The following is a 14,858-nucleotide window of genomic DNA, read 5'->3' on the forward strand; positions in this document are numbered from 1 at the left end:
GCGCCCTGCACCACCCTCTATAGTCATGCCCATGACTAGTCATCGTCATGAGCGTCCCTGATGGCGCTGCGGCACGCGGTGCTGGCGGCGCTGCTCGACGGCGAGTACAGCGGCTACCAGCTCACCAAGATCTTCGACGTCGGCGTCTCCAACTTCTGGTACGCCGCCCCCCAGCAGCTCTACGCCGAGCTGACCAGGCTTGAGTCCGACGGCCTGGTCAGCGGCCGGGAGGTGGTCCAGCGCGGCCGCCCCAACAAACGGGTCTTCCAGGTCACCCCGGCCGGCCTGGACGAGCTGGCCACCTTCGCCGCGGCCCCCGCCAAGCCGCTGCTCATCCGCGACGACCTGGCCGTCAAGGTGCACGCCGCCGACCGGCTCGACCCGGCCCCGCTGATCGCCCAGCTCCTCGACCGCGCCGAGGAGGCCGCCGCCAAGCTCGCCTACTTCGACAAGACCCTGCTGCGCCTGCGCGGCGACCTCGACGAGGAGTCGTTCCTGCGTGCGGGCGAGCGCGTCGGCCCGTACCTGTCGTGCCTGGCCGGCTGCCGGTTGGAGCGCGAGATGCGCGACTGGTGCCTGAGCACCGCCCGGACGCTGGGCGAGCGCGCCGCCCGTACCCGTGAGGAGATGTCGTGACCTACGCCCGTTACGTCGCGCTCGGCGACAGCCAGACCGAGGGCCTCGGCGACGGCGACGACGTGCTCGGCCACCGTGGCTGGGCCGACCGGCTGGCCGAGCACCTGGCCGCCGGCAATCCCGGCCTGCTCTACGCCAACCTCGCCGTCCGCGGCAAGGTGGCCGCCCAGATCCGCGCCGAGCAGCTTCCCGTCGCGCTGGAGCTCCGTCCCGACCTGGTCACGGTCATGGCGGGTATGAACGATGTCATCCGCCCGGGTTTCGACGCCGCCCGCGTCGCGGCCGACCTGGAGCACATGTTCGTGGCCCTGACCGGGGTGGGCGCGCGCGTGGTGACGGTGACGTTCCCCGACATCGGCAGGATCGCGCCGCTGGCCAGGCCGCTGCTGCCGCGGGTGCTCGACCTCAACGCCCGCGTCCGCGAGGCCGCCGCCCGGCACGGCGTGACGCTGGTGGACACCTTCCCCGACACGGCGGTGACCGACGCCCGGCTGTGGAGCGCCGACCGGCTGCACGCCAGCCCGGCGGGGCACGCCAGGTTCGCCGCCGCGGTGGCGTACGCGCTGGAGCTGCCCGGCAGCGACGACGGCTGGGCGCTGCCGCTGCCCGTCCTGCCCGCGCCCGGCCCGCTGCGCGCGGCGGCGGCGGAGCTGCGCTGGGTGGGCTCGTTCGCGGGGCCGTGGATCGCCCGGCGCGTACGGGGGCGCTCCTCCGGCGACGGACGGGTGTGCAAGCGTCCGGCGCTCGCGCCCCTGGCGGATCAGTCGACCTCGGGCAGGTCGGGGACGTCGTAGTCGGCGTCGCCGTCGTCGGCCCTGCGCAGTTTGATGTCCTCGGCCCACTCCCCGGCGAAGGCGCGGATCTCCGCGATGCGCGGTTCGTCCAGGCCGAGGGCCTCGAAGCGTTCGTCGGTCATGAGCTCGACGAACTCCAGCCGCATGAGCAGCTCGGCGGGGGAGAAACCGTCGAGGTGGGCGGCGGCCAGGCGTTCGAGCTCGCGGAAGGAGTGTCCCTGCGCCGCCGCGGCGACGTCGGCGACGTCGGCCGGCAGCCCGCGTTCGTGCAGGTCGCGCACCATCGGCCCGATCAGGTCCGCCGGACCCTCGTGGAACGGCGGGCGCATCAGCGCGGGATCCGGAGTACGGGCGCGGCCATGGGTCAAGTATGCCGCCGGCCGCGCCGGCTGGAGGGCAGGTCGTGCCGCCCGGACAGGAACTCCTGGAACGCGATCTTGACCCTGATGACCGGCCGCCGCCAGCGTTCCTCCCGGCGGACGGCCGTGGCGAGCTTGCGCGGCGAACGCTCCCCGTGGAGGAACCAGCGGGCCCACGGCGAGCCCGGCCGGGCCAGCCGTACGGCGCCCACCAGGAGCAGCAGCGGCAGGAACAGGCCCGCCATCCCGGTCCAGATCTTGCCCTTGAGCAGCGTGACCACCGCCAGCGCGAGGTTGGCCACGATCAGCGCGGCCGGGTTGACGGGTGTGCCGTAGTCCCAGGTCAGCGGGCGCAGGCCGATGAGCAGCAGGCCGGTCACGGCGACCGCGATGAAGACCGCGTCCACCGAGGTGCGGCCCTCCTCCTCCCAGTAGACGTCGTGCAGGTGCAGGATCAGCGCGAACTCGTCCAGCACGAGCGCGGACCCGATGCCGAACACGCAGGCGGCGACGACGTGCCCGGCCTGCGAGGCGCCGTTGACGATGAGCCCCGTCACGCCTCCGATGAGCATCAGCACGACGCCGAACACGACGTGGTGGATGTGCATCTCGCCCACGTTGACGTCGCGGAACCAGCCGATCTTAGCCCTGATCAGCCGGACGTTGATGCGGGTGGCGATGAACGCCACGATGAGCGTGACGAAGTAGCAGAACAGCGGCAGCCGTCCCGTGGTGACGATGTTGCTCTGGAACCAGTTCCCCATGACCTTAGAAGTCGATGGTACGAGCCGGAAGAGCGTCGTATGTCCCTTGCGCCGGGCTCAGGACGCGGCTCGGGCCTGGAGTGCCTGCTCGTAGCCCTGGCGGACGAGTTGCCGCCGGACGTTCTCGCGTACCTGGTCGAAGGGGGGCGCGCCGGGGCCGGCGGCGCGGGCGTACTGGTCACGCAGGCGGCGTTCCGACAGGTCCAGGCTGCTCGCGTGCAGTTTTTCGAGGGCCGCGTCCAGCTCGGCGGCGCGTACCCGGGCGTAGGTGTACTGGTCGTAGGACGGGACGCCGGGGATCGGGCGGCCGGACCGGGCGGCCTCGGCGCGGCGCGCGTTCTCGGCGGCCAGCTCGCGCTGGAACCCCTGCTCGCCGACGTCGGTGAGCAGGCCCGCCTCGCGGGCCCAGATCCGCCGGGCCTTGTCCAGTACGGCGGCCCGCACCGCCCGCTCCCTGAGCCGCCGCGCGGGGGTGACGCCGTCACGGGCACGCTCCCAGAAGCCGGGGCCGAGCCCCTGCCCGGCGAACTCGGAGATCACCTCGGCGCGGACGGTCTCGGCCGCCCTGAGCACCTCGACCCCGCCCACCGGCTCCCCCTCGAACGTGACGACCGTGTCACCGGGACGAATCCTGAGCACCTCCCCCACCCCGGCGGACGCGGACCGCCCGGGGACGGCCTCTCCTTCGCGTCCGACGGCGACGAGCACCCCGGCGACCACGGCCAGCGCGACGACCGCGACCACGGCGAGGGCCACCGGCACCCGGCGGGTACGGGGCCCCGGCGCCTTATGTGGACGGCCGGCGGCCGGGGTGCTCGTCATGGCGTCAGCCCGCGATCTTCATGTCGAAGACGTGGAACCCGGCGTTGGCCAGCGGGCTGCCGGCCGGGAAGGTCACCGTGGCGACCGTCCTGGCCGCGTCGAGCGGCACCGCGTAGCCGAAGACCGACACGCCCGACTCGCGCGTCTGCCCGGTGGCCGGGTTCTTGTAGCTGGTCTGCGTCATGTTGTGGTAGTCGGCACGGGCCACGAGCACGCCTCCGGCGGGCGCGGTCGCGTCCCATTGGTCACCGAACCGCACGGTCTTCTCCTCGACCGTCCCGTCGGTGTAGGTGACCTTGAACACGCCCTCGCGTGCCTTCAGGCCGCCCGCCCCGAGCAGGACGAGCCGGTCGCCCCGCCCGGCCAGCGCGACCGTCTGCCCGGCGGCCTTGACGTTGTCCGTCGTGCCGTACGGGCGCGGGTGCCAGACGAAGTCGGCGCCGAGCACGTTCACGGTACGGCCGGGGGTCAGGCCCGCCTTCTCCAGCCCCTGGCCGGAGTAGCTGCGCCCGCTGGTGGAGAAGCCGCCGGTGTTGGGGTTGAGGTCGGAGCTGACCGCGACGTTGTTGTACGCCTCCTCGACCGACCCGTGCACGACCGGCCCGGCGGCCGGCCCGTTGTAGGCCCCGCGCGAGACGGTCCCGGCGACCGGGTTGCCGAAGTAGTCGCGGTCGCCGAGGCCGTCCACGACCGCGCCGGACGCGAGCGCGGGCGAGCCGTCGAGCAGCTTGTAGCCGTCCACGTCGGCGGCGCCGTCGGCGGTGCCGGGGGCGGCCAGGCCCGGGTCGGCGGTGACGGCGCGGGCGTCGCCCGCGGGGACGCTCACACCGCCGTGGTAGACGTTGGAGTCGTAGCCGATGCCCGGGGCCGAGGGCAGTGTGCCGGACGGCGCGTAGAAGATGTTGTTGACGACCTTGGAGTTCTCGGTGGGCACGGCGACGTCGAGCTTCTGCGACGGGCAGAAGAACGTGTTGTTGTACAACCACAGCGGGCTCTTGTTGTCACCGGAGGCGTTGCCCGCGATGCGGCAGTCGTCCTGGGCGATGTTGAAGCGCAGGATGGCGGTGGCCTTGTAGTTGGGGAACTCGGTGCAGCTCTGGCAGCCCAGGTAGAAGCCGCCGGCGTTGTCGTGCGAGTAGTTGTACTGGTAGACGCACGTGCCCTTGATGCCGCCGTCGCAGTCCCAGGCGGTGGAGTCGAAGATGGTGGGCCGCTGCCGGGTCACCTCGTTGTACTGAAACACCGGATCAACAGAGTTGATCGGCCACATTCCCGCGAAATTTCCGTCGATGTACGGGTATTTCCCGGCGCCGCCTTCGTCGAACAGGTTGTGCTCCACCAGCGGCCGGTCCGAGGCGTGCACGACGATGCCGTCGCCGCCGACCGCGCGGATCGTGTTGCGCGCGATGAGGACGTTCCGGTGGTAGTCGGTGCCCTTGCGGCTGATCTTGATGCCGCCGCCGCCGGTGTCGTGCACGTAGTTGCCGGTGATCGTGATCCCGTCCAGGTAGCCGACCTTGCCCTCGGGCAGCGCCTGGATGCTGATGCCCGCCGAGTAGGAGAACCACGAGCCGTTCGTGCCGGTCTTGTTGCCCCAGCCCGCGACGTCGGAGATCTCCAGGTCCCGCAGGACCAGCCCGGCCTTCGGCTCGGGGGTCGTGGAGTTGTACTGCACGCCGGTCCGCTTGGCCGTGGCGGCCGCCGGGTTGGTGATGTGCAGCTTCTCCAGGGTCAGGTAGCTGTTGTCCACCAGGTGCACGGCCCACTCGCCGCCGTCGCCCTGGATGATCGGCTTGGGGCCCTCGCCGTAGGAGGTGAACAGGACGGGGTGCGCGGCGGTGCCGGAGCCGACCGGTTCGAGCCGGCCGGCGCAGACGGTCCCCGCCCGGAACTTGATCGTGTCCTTCTCGCGGAAGGTGATGTCGTTGACGGCGGCCAGGCTGTTCAGCGGCCCGGCGGCGGTACGCCCCGAGCCGCCGTCCGGCGCCTGGCAGTCGACGAAGAAGTTCCTGGCGGCGGCCGCCTCTGCGGGGGTGGCGACCAGTCCGGCCGCCACGACCAGGGCCGCGACTAACTGAAGACGCATGTTTCCTCTCCGGGGGTGTTTCAGGCGGAACGGGAAAGCAAGAGAGTCAGGCGGAACGGGGAAGCAGAGGGTTCAGGCGGAACGGGAGAGCGTGGCCGGCTCGACGCCGTGCTCGAACGGCAGCCCCCGGGCGTACCGCTCCAGCTCGTCCAGCGCGAGGTCGGCCATCCTGGCCAGCTCGCCGCCCAGCGAGCCGGCGATGTGCGGGGTGACCAGCACGTTCGGCAGGTCGTAGAGCGGGGAGGCGGCGGGCAGGAACTCGGGCTCGGTGTGGTCGAGCACCGCGTACAGCCGCCCTGAGACCAGCTCGGCGGTGAGCGCGGCCTGGTCGACCAGGGCCGCCCTGGCCGTGTTGATCAGCGTGGCGCCGTCGCGCATGGCGGCCAGGCGGCGCGCGTCGATCATGTGGCGGGTCTCGGGCAGGTCGGGCGCGTGCAGGCTGACCACGTCGCACCGGGCGACCAGCTCGGCCAGCTCGACCCGGCGCACCCCCAGGTCCTCCCCCAGGTACGGATCGCTGACCAGCACCTCGACGTCGAACGGCCGCAGCAGCTCGATCACCCGCCGCCCGATCCTGGAGGCCCCGACGACGCCGACCATCCGCCGGTAGTTGCCGAACCCGGGGAAACGGGCGTCCCAGTCGTCGTTGGCCCGCCGCGCGCGGTAGGCGCGGGCGATGTCGATCACCCGCTTGTTCGCGAACAGGATCGCCGCGAGCGTGAACTCGGCCACCGGCTCGGCGTTGGCCGCGGCGGCCGAGGAGACCACGATGCCGCGCTCCCAGCAGGCGTCGGTGACGTGGTGCTTGACCGAGCCCGCCGCGTGCACGATCGCCCGCAGCCGGGGCGCGCGGGCCAGCACCTCGGCGGTCACCGGCGGGCAGCCCCACGAGGTGAACAGCACCTCGGCCTGCGACAGGTCGGCGCCGCCGAACCCGGCGACCTCGGCCCGTACGTCGGCCACCCGGGCCTCGCCGGCCCGCACGTCGCCGGTGAGCATGCGCCCGGCGACCTCCGCGGCCATGGCGACGACCGTCACCGGCTTGTTCATGTTCTCCCCCGAGAGTTCGTTCACTTGACGCTGCCCGCCGTCATCCCGGCCTTCCAGAAGCGCTGCAGGGACACGAACACCAGCAGCAGGGGCACCACGGACAGCAGCGACCCGGTGATCACCAGGCTGTGGAACTCGGGGAAGGCGTTGCCCTGCTTCTCCCAGCCGTACAGGCCGAGGCTGAGCGGGTAGAGCCGCTGGTCGCTCAGCATGACCAGGGGCAGGAAGAAGTTGTTCCAGATGGCGGTGAACTGGAACAGGAAGATCGTCACGTACGCGGGCAGCAACATGGGCAGCGCGACGGACGCGAACGTGCGCAGCTCGCCGGCCCCGTCGGACCTGGCCGCCTCCAGCACCTCGCCGGGCACGTACCCGGCCGAGAGCACCCGCGCCAGGTAGACGCCGAACGGGTGGACCAGCACCGGCACGAAGACGGACCAGAACGTGTTGACCACGCCGACCTTGGAGGCCAGCAGGTACAGCGGCACGGCCGTGGCGGTGGTCGGCACCAGCACGCCGAGCAGCACCAGCCCGAACATCTTCTCCTTGGCGAACCAGGAGTACTTGTCGAAGGCGTAACCGCACATCACGGTGACGAACGAGCTGACCGCCGCGCCGAGACCGGCGTACAGGACGCTGTTGAGGTACCAGCGGAAGAAGACGCCGTCGCCCTCCTGCGCGACCGCCCTGATGTTCTCGAACAGGTTGAAGCCGGCGAAGGAGAAGCCGGGCGTCGAGTACAGGTCGGACAGCGACTTGGTGGAGGCGAACAGCAGCCAGGTCAGCGGCAGCAGCGTGTAGAGCGTGGAGACGATCAGCAGCACGTTGACCGTGGCGCGGGACATCCACTTCACCGGCGGTTCCCCCACTTCGTGACGACGAAGGACAGGACGGCCGCGAGCAGCGCGAGCAGGATGGAGGCCGCGCCGGCCTGGCCGTAGTCGTTGTTGCCGAACGCCTCGTTGTAGGCGTACATGTTGGGCGTCCACGTGCTGACCACGCCGTCGCTGACGTTGTCGAGCACCATCGGCTCGGTGAAGAGCTGCAGCGAGCCGATGATCGTGAACAGCACGGTGGTGACCACGGCGCCGCGGATCAGCGGCACCTTGACGCGGAGTGCGACGCGCAGCGGGCCGGCGCCGTCCATCCTGGCCGCCTCGATCACCTCGGCGGGGATGGCCTGGAGGGCCGCGAAGTAGATGATCATGTTGTAGCCCACCCACTCCCACAGCGCGATGTTGACCACCGAGCCGAGCACGTGGTCGCCGCCGAGGAAGTCGACGTCGCCGAGCAGGTCCACGATGGGGCTGATGCCGGGCAGGTACAGGTAGAGCCAGATCAGTCCGGCGATCACACCCGGCACGATGTGCGGCATGAACAGCGCGAGCTGGAAGAACTTGCCCAGTCTGGCCAGCCCGGAGTCCAGCAGCAGCGCCAGCGCGAGCGCGCCGCCGATCATCAGCGGGATGTACAGCGCGCAGTAGCCCAGGATGACCAGGAACCCGTCGGTGAACGCGGAGTCCTTGAGCGTGTCCAGGTAGTTGCCGAGCCCGACGAACACGGTCTCCGCGCCGCCGAAGCCCAGCCCGGAGGACTTCTCGCTGAACAGGCTGAGGTAGACCGCGTAGGCCAGCGGCACCACGATCACGGCCGCGAACAGCGCGAAGAACGGCCCGACGAACAGCAGGATCGCCCCCCGCCGCCGCCACCCCTCGCCGCCGCGACCGCTTCCTACTGGAGGAGTCACAAGCTGCCTTTCGGTGGGTCGCGGCGGAGCCTGCGCTCCGCCGCGCGCGTCGTGCTACTGCTGGGCGACGTTGAGCCCGCGGCTCTTGATCTCGCCGACGGTGGCCGTCTGCGCGGTGTCCAGCACGCCGGGGACGGTGGTCTCGCCGGTGCCGACCTTGCCGAGCGCGTCCTTGAAGGTGGTGAGGGTCTGCACCATGCTCGGCCCCCACGTCCAGCCGGGCTGGACCGTCTTGTACGACTCCGAGAACAGCGCGTAGATGTCCTGGCCGCCGTAGAAGGAGGCGTCGAAGCTCTTGGCCGCGACCGGCACGAGGTCGGCGATGGCCGGGAAGCCACTGGAGGTGCCCGAGGACAGGCGGGCGGTCCACGCCTCCTCCGAGCCGGTCAGCCACTTGACGACCTCGACGGCCGCCTTGCTGTTCTTCGACCCCTTGCTCACGCCGAACGTGGTGCCGCCGAGCATGCCGCTGGCCGGGGTGCCCCAGTTCGGGATCGGCGCGATGGCCCACTTGCCGGACTGGCCGGCGTGGTTGCCCTTCATGACGCCCGCGCCCCAGTTGGCGCCGACGTAGCCCCAGAGGGTGTCGTTCTCGAAGGCGGCGTTCCACTCCTGGCTGAAGGACGGCTGGACCTTCACCAGGTCGTCCTTGACCAGGCCCTGCCAGTACTCGGCGACCTTCTTGCTGGGCTCGTCGTTGATCGTCACCTTCCAGGCGTCGCCCTCGGTGCCGAACCACTTGCCGCCCGCCTGCCACGACAGCGCGGCCAGCACGCTGGGGTCGTCGGGGAAGAAGGTCGCGATGCGGGACTTGCCGTCGGCCTTCTTGACCTTCTCGGCGGCGGCGCGGAAGTCGTCCCAGGTCTTCGGGACCTCGATCTTGTTCTTCTCGAACAGGTCCTTGCGGTAGAAGAACACCTGCGGCGCGGCGTCCATGGGCAGCGCCCACGCCTTGCCGCCCAGCTCGACCAGGCCGAAGACGCCGGCCGGGTACTTGGCCTTGACGTCGGCCACGTCGGCCGAGATGTCCTGGAGGGCACCCTGGTTCACGAAGTCGGGGAGCTGCGGGTACTCCACGGACATGACGTCGGGGGCGTTGCCGGCCTTGACGGCGTTGGAGAACTTGGCGTAGCCGCCCGCGTTGCCCGAGGGGATCTCCTCGAACTTGATCTGCACGTCCTTGTGTGACTTGTTGAAGGCGTCCACGACCTGCTGGGTGCCCTTCGCCCAGCCCCAGAACGTCACCTGGGCGGGCTTGCCGGCCTCGCCCGCGGGCTGCGCCGGCTCCGTGCTGCCGCACGCGGCGGCGAGCAGGCTCATACCGGCCAGCAGTCCGGCAATGCCGGCGCTCTTGCGTCCCATCGATGGCTCCTCATCGCTTTCGATCGATAAGGCATCATTCGCTCATCTTCGATCGGTTGTCTAGAGAGAGGCCACAAATCGATCAGTAACGAAATGGATGCGTAACTTCAGGCGCGTGGCGCGACCGTGGACTCCCGGACCCTCAGCTCGGGCAGCAGCGCCACGTGCTGGGCAGGGCGCCGCGGGCCCTCCTGGATCCGGCTCACCAGCAGGTCGACGGCGCAGCGGCCGACCGCGGCCTTGGGGGGCGCGACGGCCGTGAGCGGGGGGTCGCTGAGCGCCGCCACCTCGTCATCGTAGGCGACCAGCGACACCTCTTTGGGAATACGCACCCCGGCCGTACGCAGGGCCTGGACCAGCAGCAACGCGTCCTCGTCGTTGTGCACGAGCATCGCGGTGACCCCGCCCCTGACCGCCGCGACCACGTCGGCCACCTGCTCGCGCGTGGGCCCCTCCTGGGCGACGTCGAGATGGACGGGCTCGGCCAGCCCCAGGTCGCGGACGGCGGCGAGGAACCCGTGCCGCACCCGCGGGGCCGACGGGCTGTCCCGCGTGACCATGGCCAGCCGCCGGTGCCCCAGCTCGGCCAGGTGGCGCGTGCCGAGGAACGCTCCATGGGCGTGATGCGAGGCCGCCGCGTCCAGCAGCGAGGCGGGGCCGCCCAGCTCGGCCCGCCGCTCGACCAGCACGGCCGGCACGCCCAGCCCGGCCAGCCACTCCTCGTGCGAGGCGTCCGGCTGCCTGCTCGGGGTCAGCAGCAGGCCCTCGATGCCGCCGTCCACGAGCTGCCTGACCTGGGTGCGGTCCTCGTCGTCGTCGTAGCGCGAGACGCCGAGGACGAGCCGGGCGCCCAGGCGTTCGGCCTGCTCGCGGGCGCCCTTGATGACCACCGGGTAGTAGTACGTGGCCGAGGGCACCAGCATGCCGAGCGTCAGCGAACGCTCCCTGGCGGGGGCGGGCACGGACTCAGGCCGGGTGATGCCGCCGTGCACCCGGTTGACCAGGCCCTGCCCGGCCAGGTGCTCGACGTCCCTGCGCAGGGTGACCATCGACACGTTGAGCCGGTCGACCAGCTCGGCCAGGCGGACGGAACCGCGCTCGCGCACCTCGCGCAGGATCAGTTCATGACGTTGTTCCGCGAACACGGCGACTCCTTGTGGCTCGACCCTGACGATCCTACCGGGAACTGCTTTCGTTTTTGAACGGATGCTTTCGTTCGATCAAGATGCTAAGGTCCCGCCCGAGACCGGACGTCCCTTTGGAGTGCCGCATGTTCCCGCTTCCGCCGGAGGATCGAACGCTCAGCCCGTACACCGGCTGGACCCGCGCCCACTGGGAGGCGGTGGCCGACGGGCTGCTGGCCGCGGTGGAACCGTACCGCTCGGCGGACGGGGCCGTGATCACCCTGCCCGGACGTGAGAGCTGGTCGCGCTGCGACGGCCTGGAGGGGTACGTCGGCACGTTCCTGCTGGCCGCCTTCCGGGTGGCCGGCGGCGGCCCGGCGGAGCTGCTGGAGCCGTACGCGCGCGGTCTGGAGGCCGGGCCCGGCGTCTGGCAGCCGATCGAGGACCGCACCCAGCCCATGGTCGAGGCGGCCTCGATCGCGCTGTCCCTCTGGCTGACCCGCGAGCACCTGTGGGACCGCCTGGCCCCGGACACCCGCGACCGGGTCGCCGCCTACCTCGCCGAGGCCCTGCGCCACGAGCCGGTGGACAACAACTGGTGGTTGTTCCCCGCCATGGTGGGCGGCTTCCTGTCGGCCGCCGGCCTGCACACCGAGGAGGCCGACGCGGCGGTGGAACGCGGCCTGGCCCGCATCGAGCCCTGGTACGCCGGCGACGGCTGGTACACCGACGGCGACAACCGCTCTTTCGACCACTACAACGGCTGGGCCATGCACCTCTACCCGGCCCTGCTGGCCCACCTGTCCGGCAAGGGCTCCCCCGGTGACCGCCTGCGCCGCTTCTTGGAGAGCTACGCGCTCACCTTCGACCAGCACGGCGGCATGCTCCACCAGGGCCGCTCGCTCACCTACCGCTTCGCCTCGGCGACCTCGCTCTTCGCCGGCGCCCTGCTGGAGGCCACCCCGCTCTCCCCCGGCCGGACCCGCCGCATCGCCTCCGGCGTCCTGCGCCGCTTCCTCGACGAGGGCGCGCTCTCCGCCGAAGGGCTGCTCACGCTCGGCTGGCACGGCCCCCACGAGCCCTCGCTCCAGTCCTACTCCGGCTCGGCCTCGCCGTACTGGGCCTCGAAGGCGTTCCTCGGCCTGCTGCTGCCGGCCGATCATCCGGTGTGGACCGCGACCGAGGAGCCGGGTCCCACCGGGCTCGCCGCGCTGCCCGGCCCCGGCCTGGTCGTCCAGAACACCGGCGAGGTCGCCCTCCTGATCAACCACGGCAGCCGGCACCACCCGGGCGACCCGCTCTACGACCGCTACGCCTACTCCACCCGTACCGGACCGACCACGCGGGCGCCCGACAACCACTTCGGCCTGGTCCGCCCGGACGGCACGGTCACCGAGCGCGGCACGTTCACGCCCCGGGGCGCGGGGGCGGCGGGCGACCTGGCGTGGGCCGCGTCGGCGAGCGACGGCGTGGAGAGCCTGAGCGTGATCAGGGGGGCCGTCGAGGTCCGCGTCCACCGGGTCGCGCCGGGCTCCCCGGTCCGCCAGACCGGGTGGGCGCTCGTCCCCGCCGAGCCCCCGGCCGCCGGTCCCGGCGCGCGTGTGCGGGACGGCGACGGGCTGGTCTCCGAGCTGGTCGCGGTACGCGGCTACACGCGGGCCGGCGTCGCCGACGATCCCGAGGGCAGCGCCTTCGGGGCCCCGGCGCTCGTACCCGTGCTGGAGGGCGTCGCCGGGGACGGCTGGGCGATCAGCACGGCCACCCTCGTCCACGCCGACGCGGCCCCGGCGGACGGCGTGCCCTCGGTGGAGGTGGCGGGCGACACCGTCACGTTCACCTGGGTCGACGGCACCCGCCACGCCCGTACGGTCCCGGAGCCGGGCGGCGCCGCCCTCTGACCGGCCGCGCGCCGGTCAGGACAGGAACGCGCGCAGGAGCGCGGCCGTGCCCTCCAGGTGCTCGGCCATCGCCCGGCGGGCCGCGTCCGGGTCGCCCGCCAGGATGGCGTCCACGATGGCCCGGTGCTGGGCGGCGGCGTGCTCGATGTTGACCTGGAGCATCGGGATCGCGTTCAGCAGGTCGCTCACCCGCGAACGGGCGTCGGCGCACGTCGTGGCCAGCAGCGTCGAGCCGGTCAGCTCGGCGATCGACAGGTGGAAGGCCGTGTCGAGGCGCCGGTAGTCCTCCAGCGGCGCCTCGTTCAGCTCGGTCAGCCGGCGCAGCAGCACCTCCCGTTTGTCGGGCGTGAGCTCGGAGGTGGCCAGCACCTGCGCCGCCCCGCACTCGACCGCCAGGCGGAAGGTGAGCGCGTCCGACAGCTCGGCCATGCCCATGTCGGCCACCGCCTGCCGCAGGTCGCCCGCGTCGGGGCGGGGCGGGACGTAGGTGACGAACGCGCCGCCGTACCGGCCGCGCCGCACGTCGAGGTAGCCCGCGTCCTGGAGGGCGCGGATGGCCTCGCGCAGGGTGACCCTGCTGATGCCCAGCCGCACGGCGAGCTCGCGCTCGGGCGGCAGCTTGTCGCCGTACGCGACCACGCCCAGCTTGATCGCCTGGAGCAGCCGTTCCACGGTCTCCTCGAAGGCGTTTCCCGCCCTGACCGGGCGCAGCACTGTCATCAAACGCGCCGAATCGTCCAAGGTGTCCTCAGGTCTTGACAAGCGATCCCGGCATGCACATCAATGGTCTGAGACTAGCCCAATCAACGGGAAAGCGCTTCAGAGCAGATCGGAGCGACCTAGGGTGAGCGAACGAGCGGGCTCCGGACTCCTGTCCGTCGAGGAACTGCGGGACGAGGTCGCGGCCGGGCGCATCGACACCGTGCTGCTCGCCATCGCCGACATGCAGGGCAGGTTGCAGGGCAAACGGCTCTCCGCGCGGTACTTTCTGGACGAGGTGCTGCATCACGGCTCCGAGGGGTGCAACTACCTGCTCGCGGTCGACGTGGACATGAACACCGTCTCCGGCTACGACATGTCCTCCTGGGATCGAGGCTACGGCGACTTCGCGATGAAACCCGACCTGTCCACCCTGCGCCGGGTCCCCTGGCAGGACGGCACCGCGCTGGTCATGGCCGACCTGGCCTGGGAGGAGGGCGGCGAGGTCACCGCCTCCCCACGCCAGATCCTGCGCCGGCAGCTCGCCCGCCTGGCCGAGCGCGGCCTGACCGCCCACGTGGGCACCGAGCTGGAGTTCGTGGTCTACGACGACAGCTACGAGGAGGCGTGGCGGCGCGCGTACCGCGACCTGTCCCCCGCCAACCTCTACAACGTCGACTACTCCCTCCTCGGCACGGCCGGCGTCGAGCCGCTGCTGCGCCGCATCAGGCTCGACATGGAGGGCGCCGGCCTGTACGTCGAGTCCGCCAAGGGCGAGTGCAACCTCGGCCAGCACGAGATCGCCTTCCGCTACGACGAGGCCCTGCGCACCTGCGACAACCACTCGATCTACAAGAACGGCGCCAAGGAGATCGCCGCCCAGGAGGGCCGGTCGATCACCTTCATGGCCAAGCCGAACCAGCGTGAGGGCAACTCCTGCCACATCCACATCTCGCTGCGCGGCCCCGGCGGCGAGCCGGTGATGGCGGGCGAGGGCCCGTACGGGCTCTCGCCGCTGGGCGCCCGCTTCATCGCCGGTCAGCTCGCCGGCCTGCGTGAACTCACCCTGCTGTACGCGCCCAACGTCAACTCCTACAAGCGCTACGTGCCCGGCAGCTTCGCCCCGACGGCGGTCAAGTGGGGCGTCGACAACCGCACCTGCTCGTTGCGGCTGGTGGGCCACGGGTTGTCGCTGCGGGTGGAGAACCGGGTGCCGGGCGGCGACGTCAATCCGTACCTGGCGGTCTCGGCGCTGATCGCGGCCGGGCTGCACGGCATCGACCAGGAGCTGCCGCTGGAGGACGCCTTCGAGGGCAACGCCTACGACTCCGGCGCCGAGACCGTGCCCCACACGCTGCGGGACGCGCTCGTGCTGTTCGAGGGGTCGAAGCTGGCCAGGGAGACGTTCGGCGACGACGTGGTCGAGCACTACGCGAACAACGCGCGCGTGGAGCTGGCCGCCTTCGACGCGGCGGTGACGGACTGGGAGCTGTTCCGTGGTTTCGAGCGAATGTGAC

General features: G+C 71.4%; 14 protein-coding genes. 4 read left to right on the forward strand and 10 right to left on the reverse strand.

Annotated elements, in window-relative coordinates; all coding sequences use genetic code 11:
* Nucleotides 1-60 precede the first annotated feature (60 nt).
* Together DMB42_RS06005 and DMB42_RS06010 are read left to right on the forward strand one after the other, a co-directional pair.
* Nucleotides 61-636 carry a PadR family transcriptional regulator gene (locus tag DMB42_RS06005; protein ID WP_125631488.1) on the forward strand — a complete coding sequence of 192 codons (576 nt, stop codon included), beginning with the start codon at nucleotides 61-63 and terminating at the stop codon, nucleotides 634-636.
* Nucleotides 633-1,430: an SGNH/GDSL hydrolase family protein gene (locus DMB42_RS06010; RefSeq protein ID WP_125631490.1), complete on the forward strand. Its 798-nt coding sequence runs from the start codon at nucleotides 633-635 to the stop codon at nucleotides 1,428-1,430. The genes DMB42_RS06005 and DMB42_RS06010 overlap by 4 nt, the downstream gene beginning before the upstream one ends.
* On the opposite strand, the gene DMB42_RS06015 is transcribed toward DMB42_RS06010, so the two are convergent.
* The 9 genes from DMB42_RS06015 to DMB42_RS06055 form a co-directional block, all read right to left on the reverse strand.
* A complete protein-coding gene (locus DMB42_RS06015; RefSeq protein WP_221762030.1) occupies nucleotides 1,397-1,759 on the reverse strand; it encodes a hypothetical protein in 363 nt (120 codons plus the stop codon). The two genes, DMB42_RS06010 and DMB42_RS06015, sit on opposite strands and share 34 nt — an antisense overlap.
* Nucleotides 1,760-1,794: 35 nt before the next feature.
* Nucleotides 1,795-2,553 carry a hypothetical protein gene (locus tag DMB42_RS06020; protein ID WP_125631493.1) on the reverse strand — a complete coding sequence of 253 codons (759 nt, stop codon included), beginning with the start codon at nucleotides 2,551-2,553 and terminating at the stop codon, nucleotides 1,795-1,797.
* A 57-nt stretch (nucleotides 2,554-2,610) separates the two neighbouring features.
* Nucleotides 2,611-3,375, reverse strand: coding sequence for a hypothetical protein (locus tag DMB42_RS06025; protein WP_125631495.1), 765 nt, complete (start codon nucleotides 3,373-3,375; stop codon nucleotides 2,611-2,613).
* A 4-nt stretch (nucleotides 3,376-3,379) separates the two neighbouring features.
* Nucleotides 3,380-5,461 (reverse strand): right-handed parallel beta-helix repeat-containing protein, encoded by a 2,082-nt coding sequence (locus DMB42_RS06030; protein ID WP_125631496.1) that lies wholly within the window; start codon nucleotides 5,459-5,461, stop codon nucleotides 3,380-3,382.
* Between the two features lie 72 nt (nucleotides 5,462-5,533).
* Nucleotides 5,534-6,535 carry a hydroxyacid dehydrogenase gene (locus DMB42_RS06035; protein WP_260477517.1) on the reverse strand — a complete coding sequence of 334 codons (1,002 nt, stop codon included), beginning with the start codon at nucleotides 6,533-6,535 and terminating at the stop codon, nucleotides 5,534-5,536.
* Nucleotides 6,532-7,356 carry a carbohydrate ABC transporter permease gene (locus tag DMB42_RS06040; protein WP_125632616.1) on the reverse strand — a complete coding sequence of 275 codons (825 nt, stop codon included), beginning with the start codon at nucleotides 7,354-7,356 and terminating at the stop codon, nucleotides 6,532-6,534. The genes DMB42_RS06035 and DMB42_RS06040 overlap by 4 nt, the downstream gene beginning before the upstream one ends.
* Nucleotides 7,357-7,361: 5 nt before the next feature.
* The gene (locus DMB42_RS06045) at nucleotides 7,362-8,258 is read right to left on the reverse strand and encodes a carbohydrate ABC transporter permease (protein WP_125631498.1); all 897 of its coding nucleotides are present in this window, start codon (nucleotides 8,256-8,258) and stop codon (nucleotides 7,362-7,364) included.
* Between the two features lie 54 nt (nucleotides 8,259-8,312).
* On the reverse strand, nucleotides 8,313-9,620 hold the full coding sequence (locus tag DMB42_RS06050) for an ABC transporter substrate-binding protein (protein WP_125631500.1): 1,308 nt from the start codon (nucleotides 9,618-9,620) through the stop codon (nucleotides 8,313-8,315).
* A 107-nt stretch (nucleotides 9,621-9,727) separates the two neighbouring features.
* The gene (locus tag DMB42_RS06055; RefSeq protein WP_221762031.1) at nucleotides 9,728-10,765 is read right to left on the reverse strand and encodes a substrate-binding domain-containing protein; all 1,038 of its coding nucleotides are present in this window, start codon (nucleotides 10,763-10,765) and stop codon (nucleotides 9,728-9,730) included.
* 125 nt (nucleotides 10,766-10,890) lie between these two features.
* On the opposite strand from DMB42_RS06055, the gene DMB42_RS06060 reads away from it, so the two are divergent.
* Nucleotides 10,891-12,642 (forward strand): DUF2264 domain-containing protein, encoded by a 1,752-nt coding sequence (locus DMB42_RS06060; RefSeq protein ID WP_125631503.1) that lies wholly within the window; start codon nucleotides 10,891-10,893, stop codon nucleotides 12,640-12,642.
* Between the two features lie 15 nt (nucleotides 12,643-12,657).
* Here the strand turns inward: DMB42_RS06060 and DMB42_RS06065 are convergent, their stop codons facing one another.
* Entirely contained in the window at nucleotides 12,658-13,362 is a 705-nt protein-coding gene (locus DMB42_RS06065) for a FadR/GntR family transcriptional regulator (protein ID WP_125631505.1), read from the reverse strand.
* A gap of 124 nt (nucleotides 13,363-13,486) precedes the next feature.
* Between DMB42_RS06065 and DMB42_RS06070 the strand changes: the two genes are divergently transcribed.
* Complete coding sequence (locus tag DMB42_RS06070) at nucleotides 13,487-14,857, forward strand: glutamine synthetase family protein (RefSeq protein WP_125631507.1); 1,371 nt, start codon at nucleotides 13,487-13,489, stop codon at nucleotides 14,855-14,857.
* The last annotated feature ends 1 nt before the right edge of the window (nucleotide 14,858 follow it).

Source organism: Nonomuraea sp. WAC 01424, assembly GCF_003947315.1.
Lineage (GTDB): Bacteria > Actinomycetota > Actinomycetes > Streptosporangiales > Streptosporangiaceae > Nonomuraea > Nonomuraea spiralis.

Bases quoted from the DNA above. Each gene is read 5' to 3' on its own strand.
- DMB42_RS06065 (WP_125631505.1), bottom strand. From the start codon at position 13,362: ATGACAGTGCTGCGCCCGGTCAGGGCGGGAAACGCCTTCGAGGAGACC.
- DMB42_RS06005 (WP_125631488.1), top strand. From the start codon at position 61: ATGGCGCTGCGGCACGCGGTGCTGGCGGCGCTGCTCGACGGCGAGTAC.
- DMB42_RS06025 (WP_125631495.1), bottom strand. From the start codon at position 3,375: ATGACGAGCACCCCGGCCGCCGGCCGTCCACATAAGGCGCCGGGGCCC.
- DMB42_RS06020 (WP_125631493.1), bottom strand. From the start codon at position 2,553: ATGGGGAACTGGTTCCAGAGCAACATCGTCACCACGGGACGGCTGCCG.
- DMB42_RS06060 (WP_125631503.1), top strand. From the start codon at position 10,891: ATGTTCCCGCTTCCGCCGGAGGATCGAACGCTCAGCCCGTACACCGGC.
- DMB42_RS06040 (WP_125632616.1), bottom strand. From the start codon at position 7,356: ATGTCCCGCGCCACGGTCAACGTGCTGCTGATCGTCTCCACGCTCTAC.
- DMB42_RS06050 (WP_125631500.1), bottom strand. From the start codon at position 9,620: ATGGGACGCAAGAGCGCCGGCATTGCCGGACTGCTGGCCGGTATGAGC.
- DMB42_RS06030 (WP_125631496.1), bottom strand. From the start codon at position 5,461: ATGCGTCTTCAGTTAGTCGCGGCCCTGGTCGTGGCGGCCGGACTGGTC.
- DMB42_RS06015 (WP_221762030.1), bottom strand. From the start codon at position 1,759: ATGCGCCCGCCGTTCCACGAGGGTCCGGCGGACCTGATCGGGCCGATG.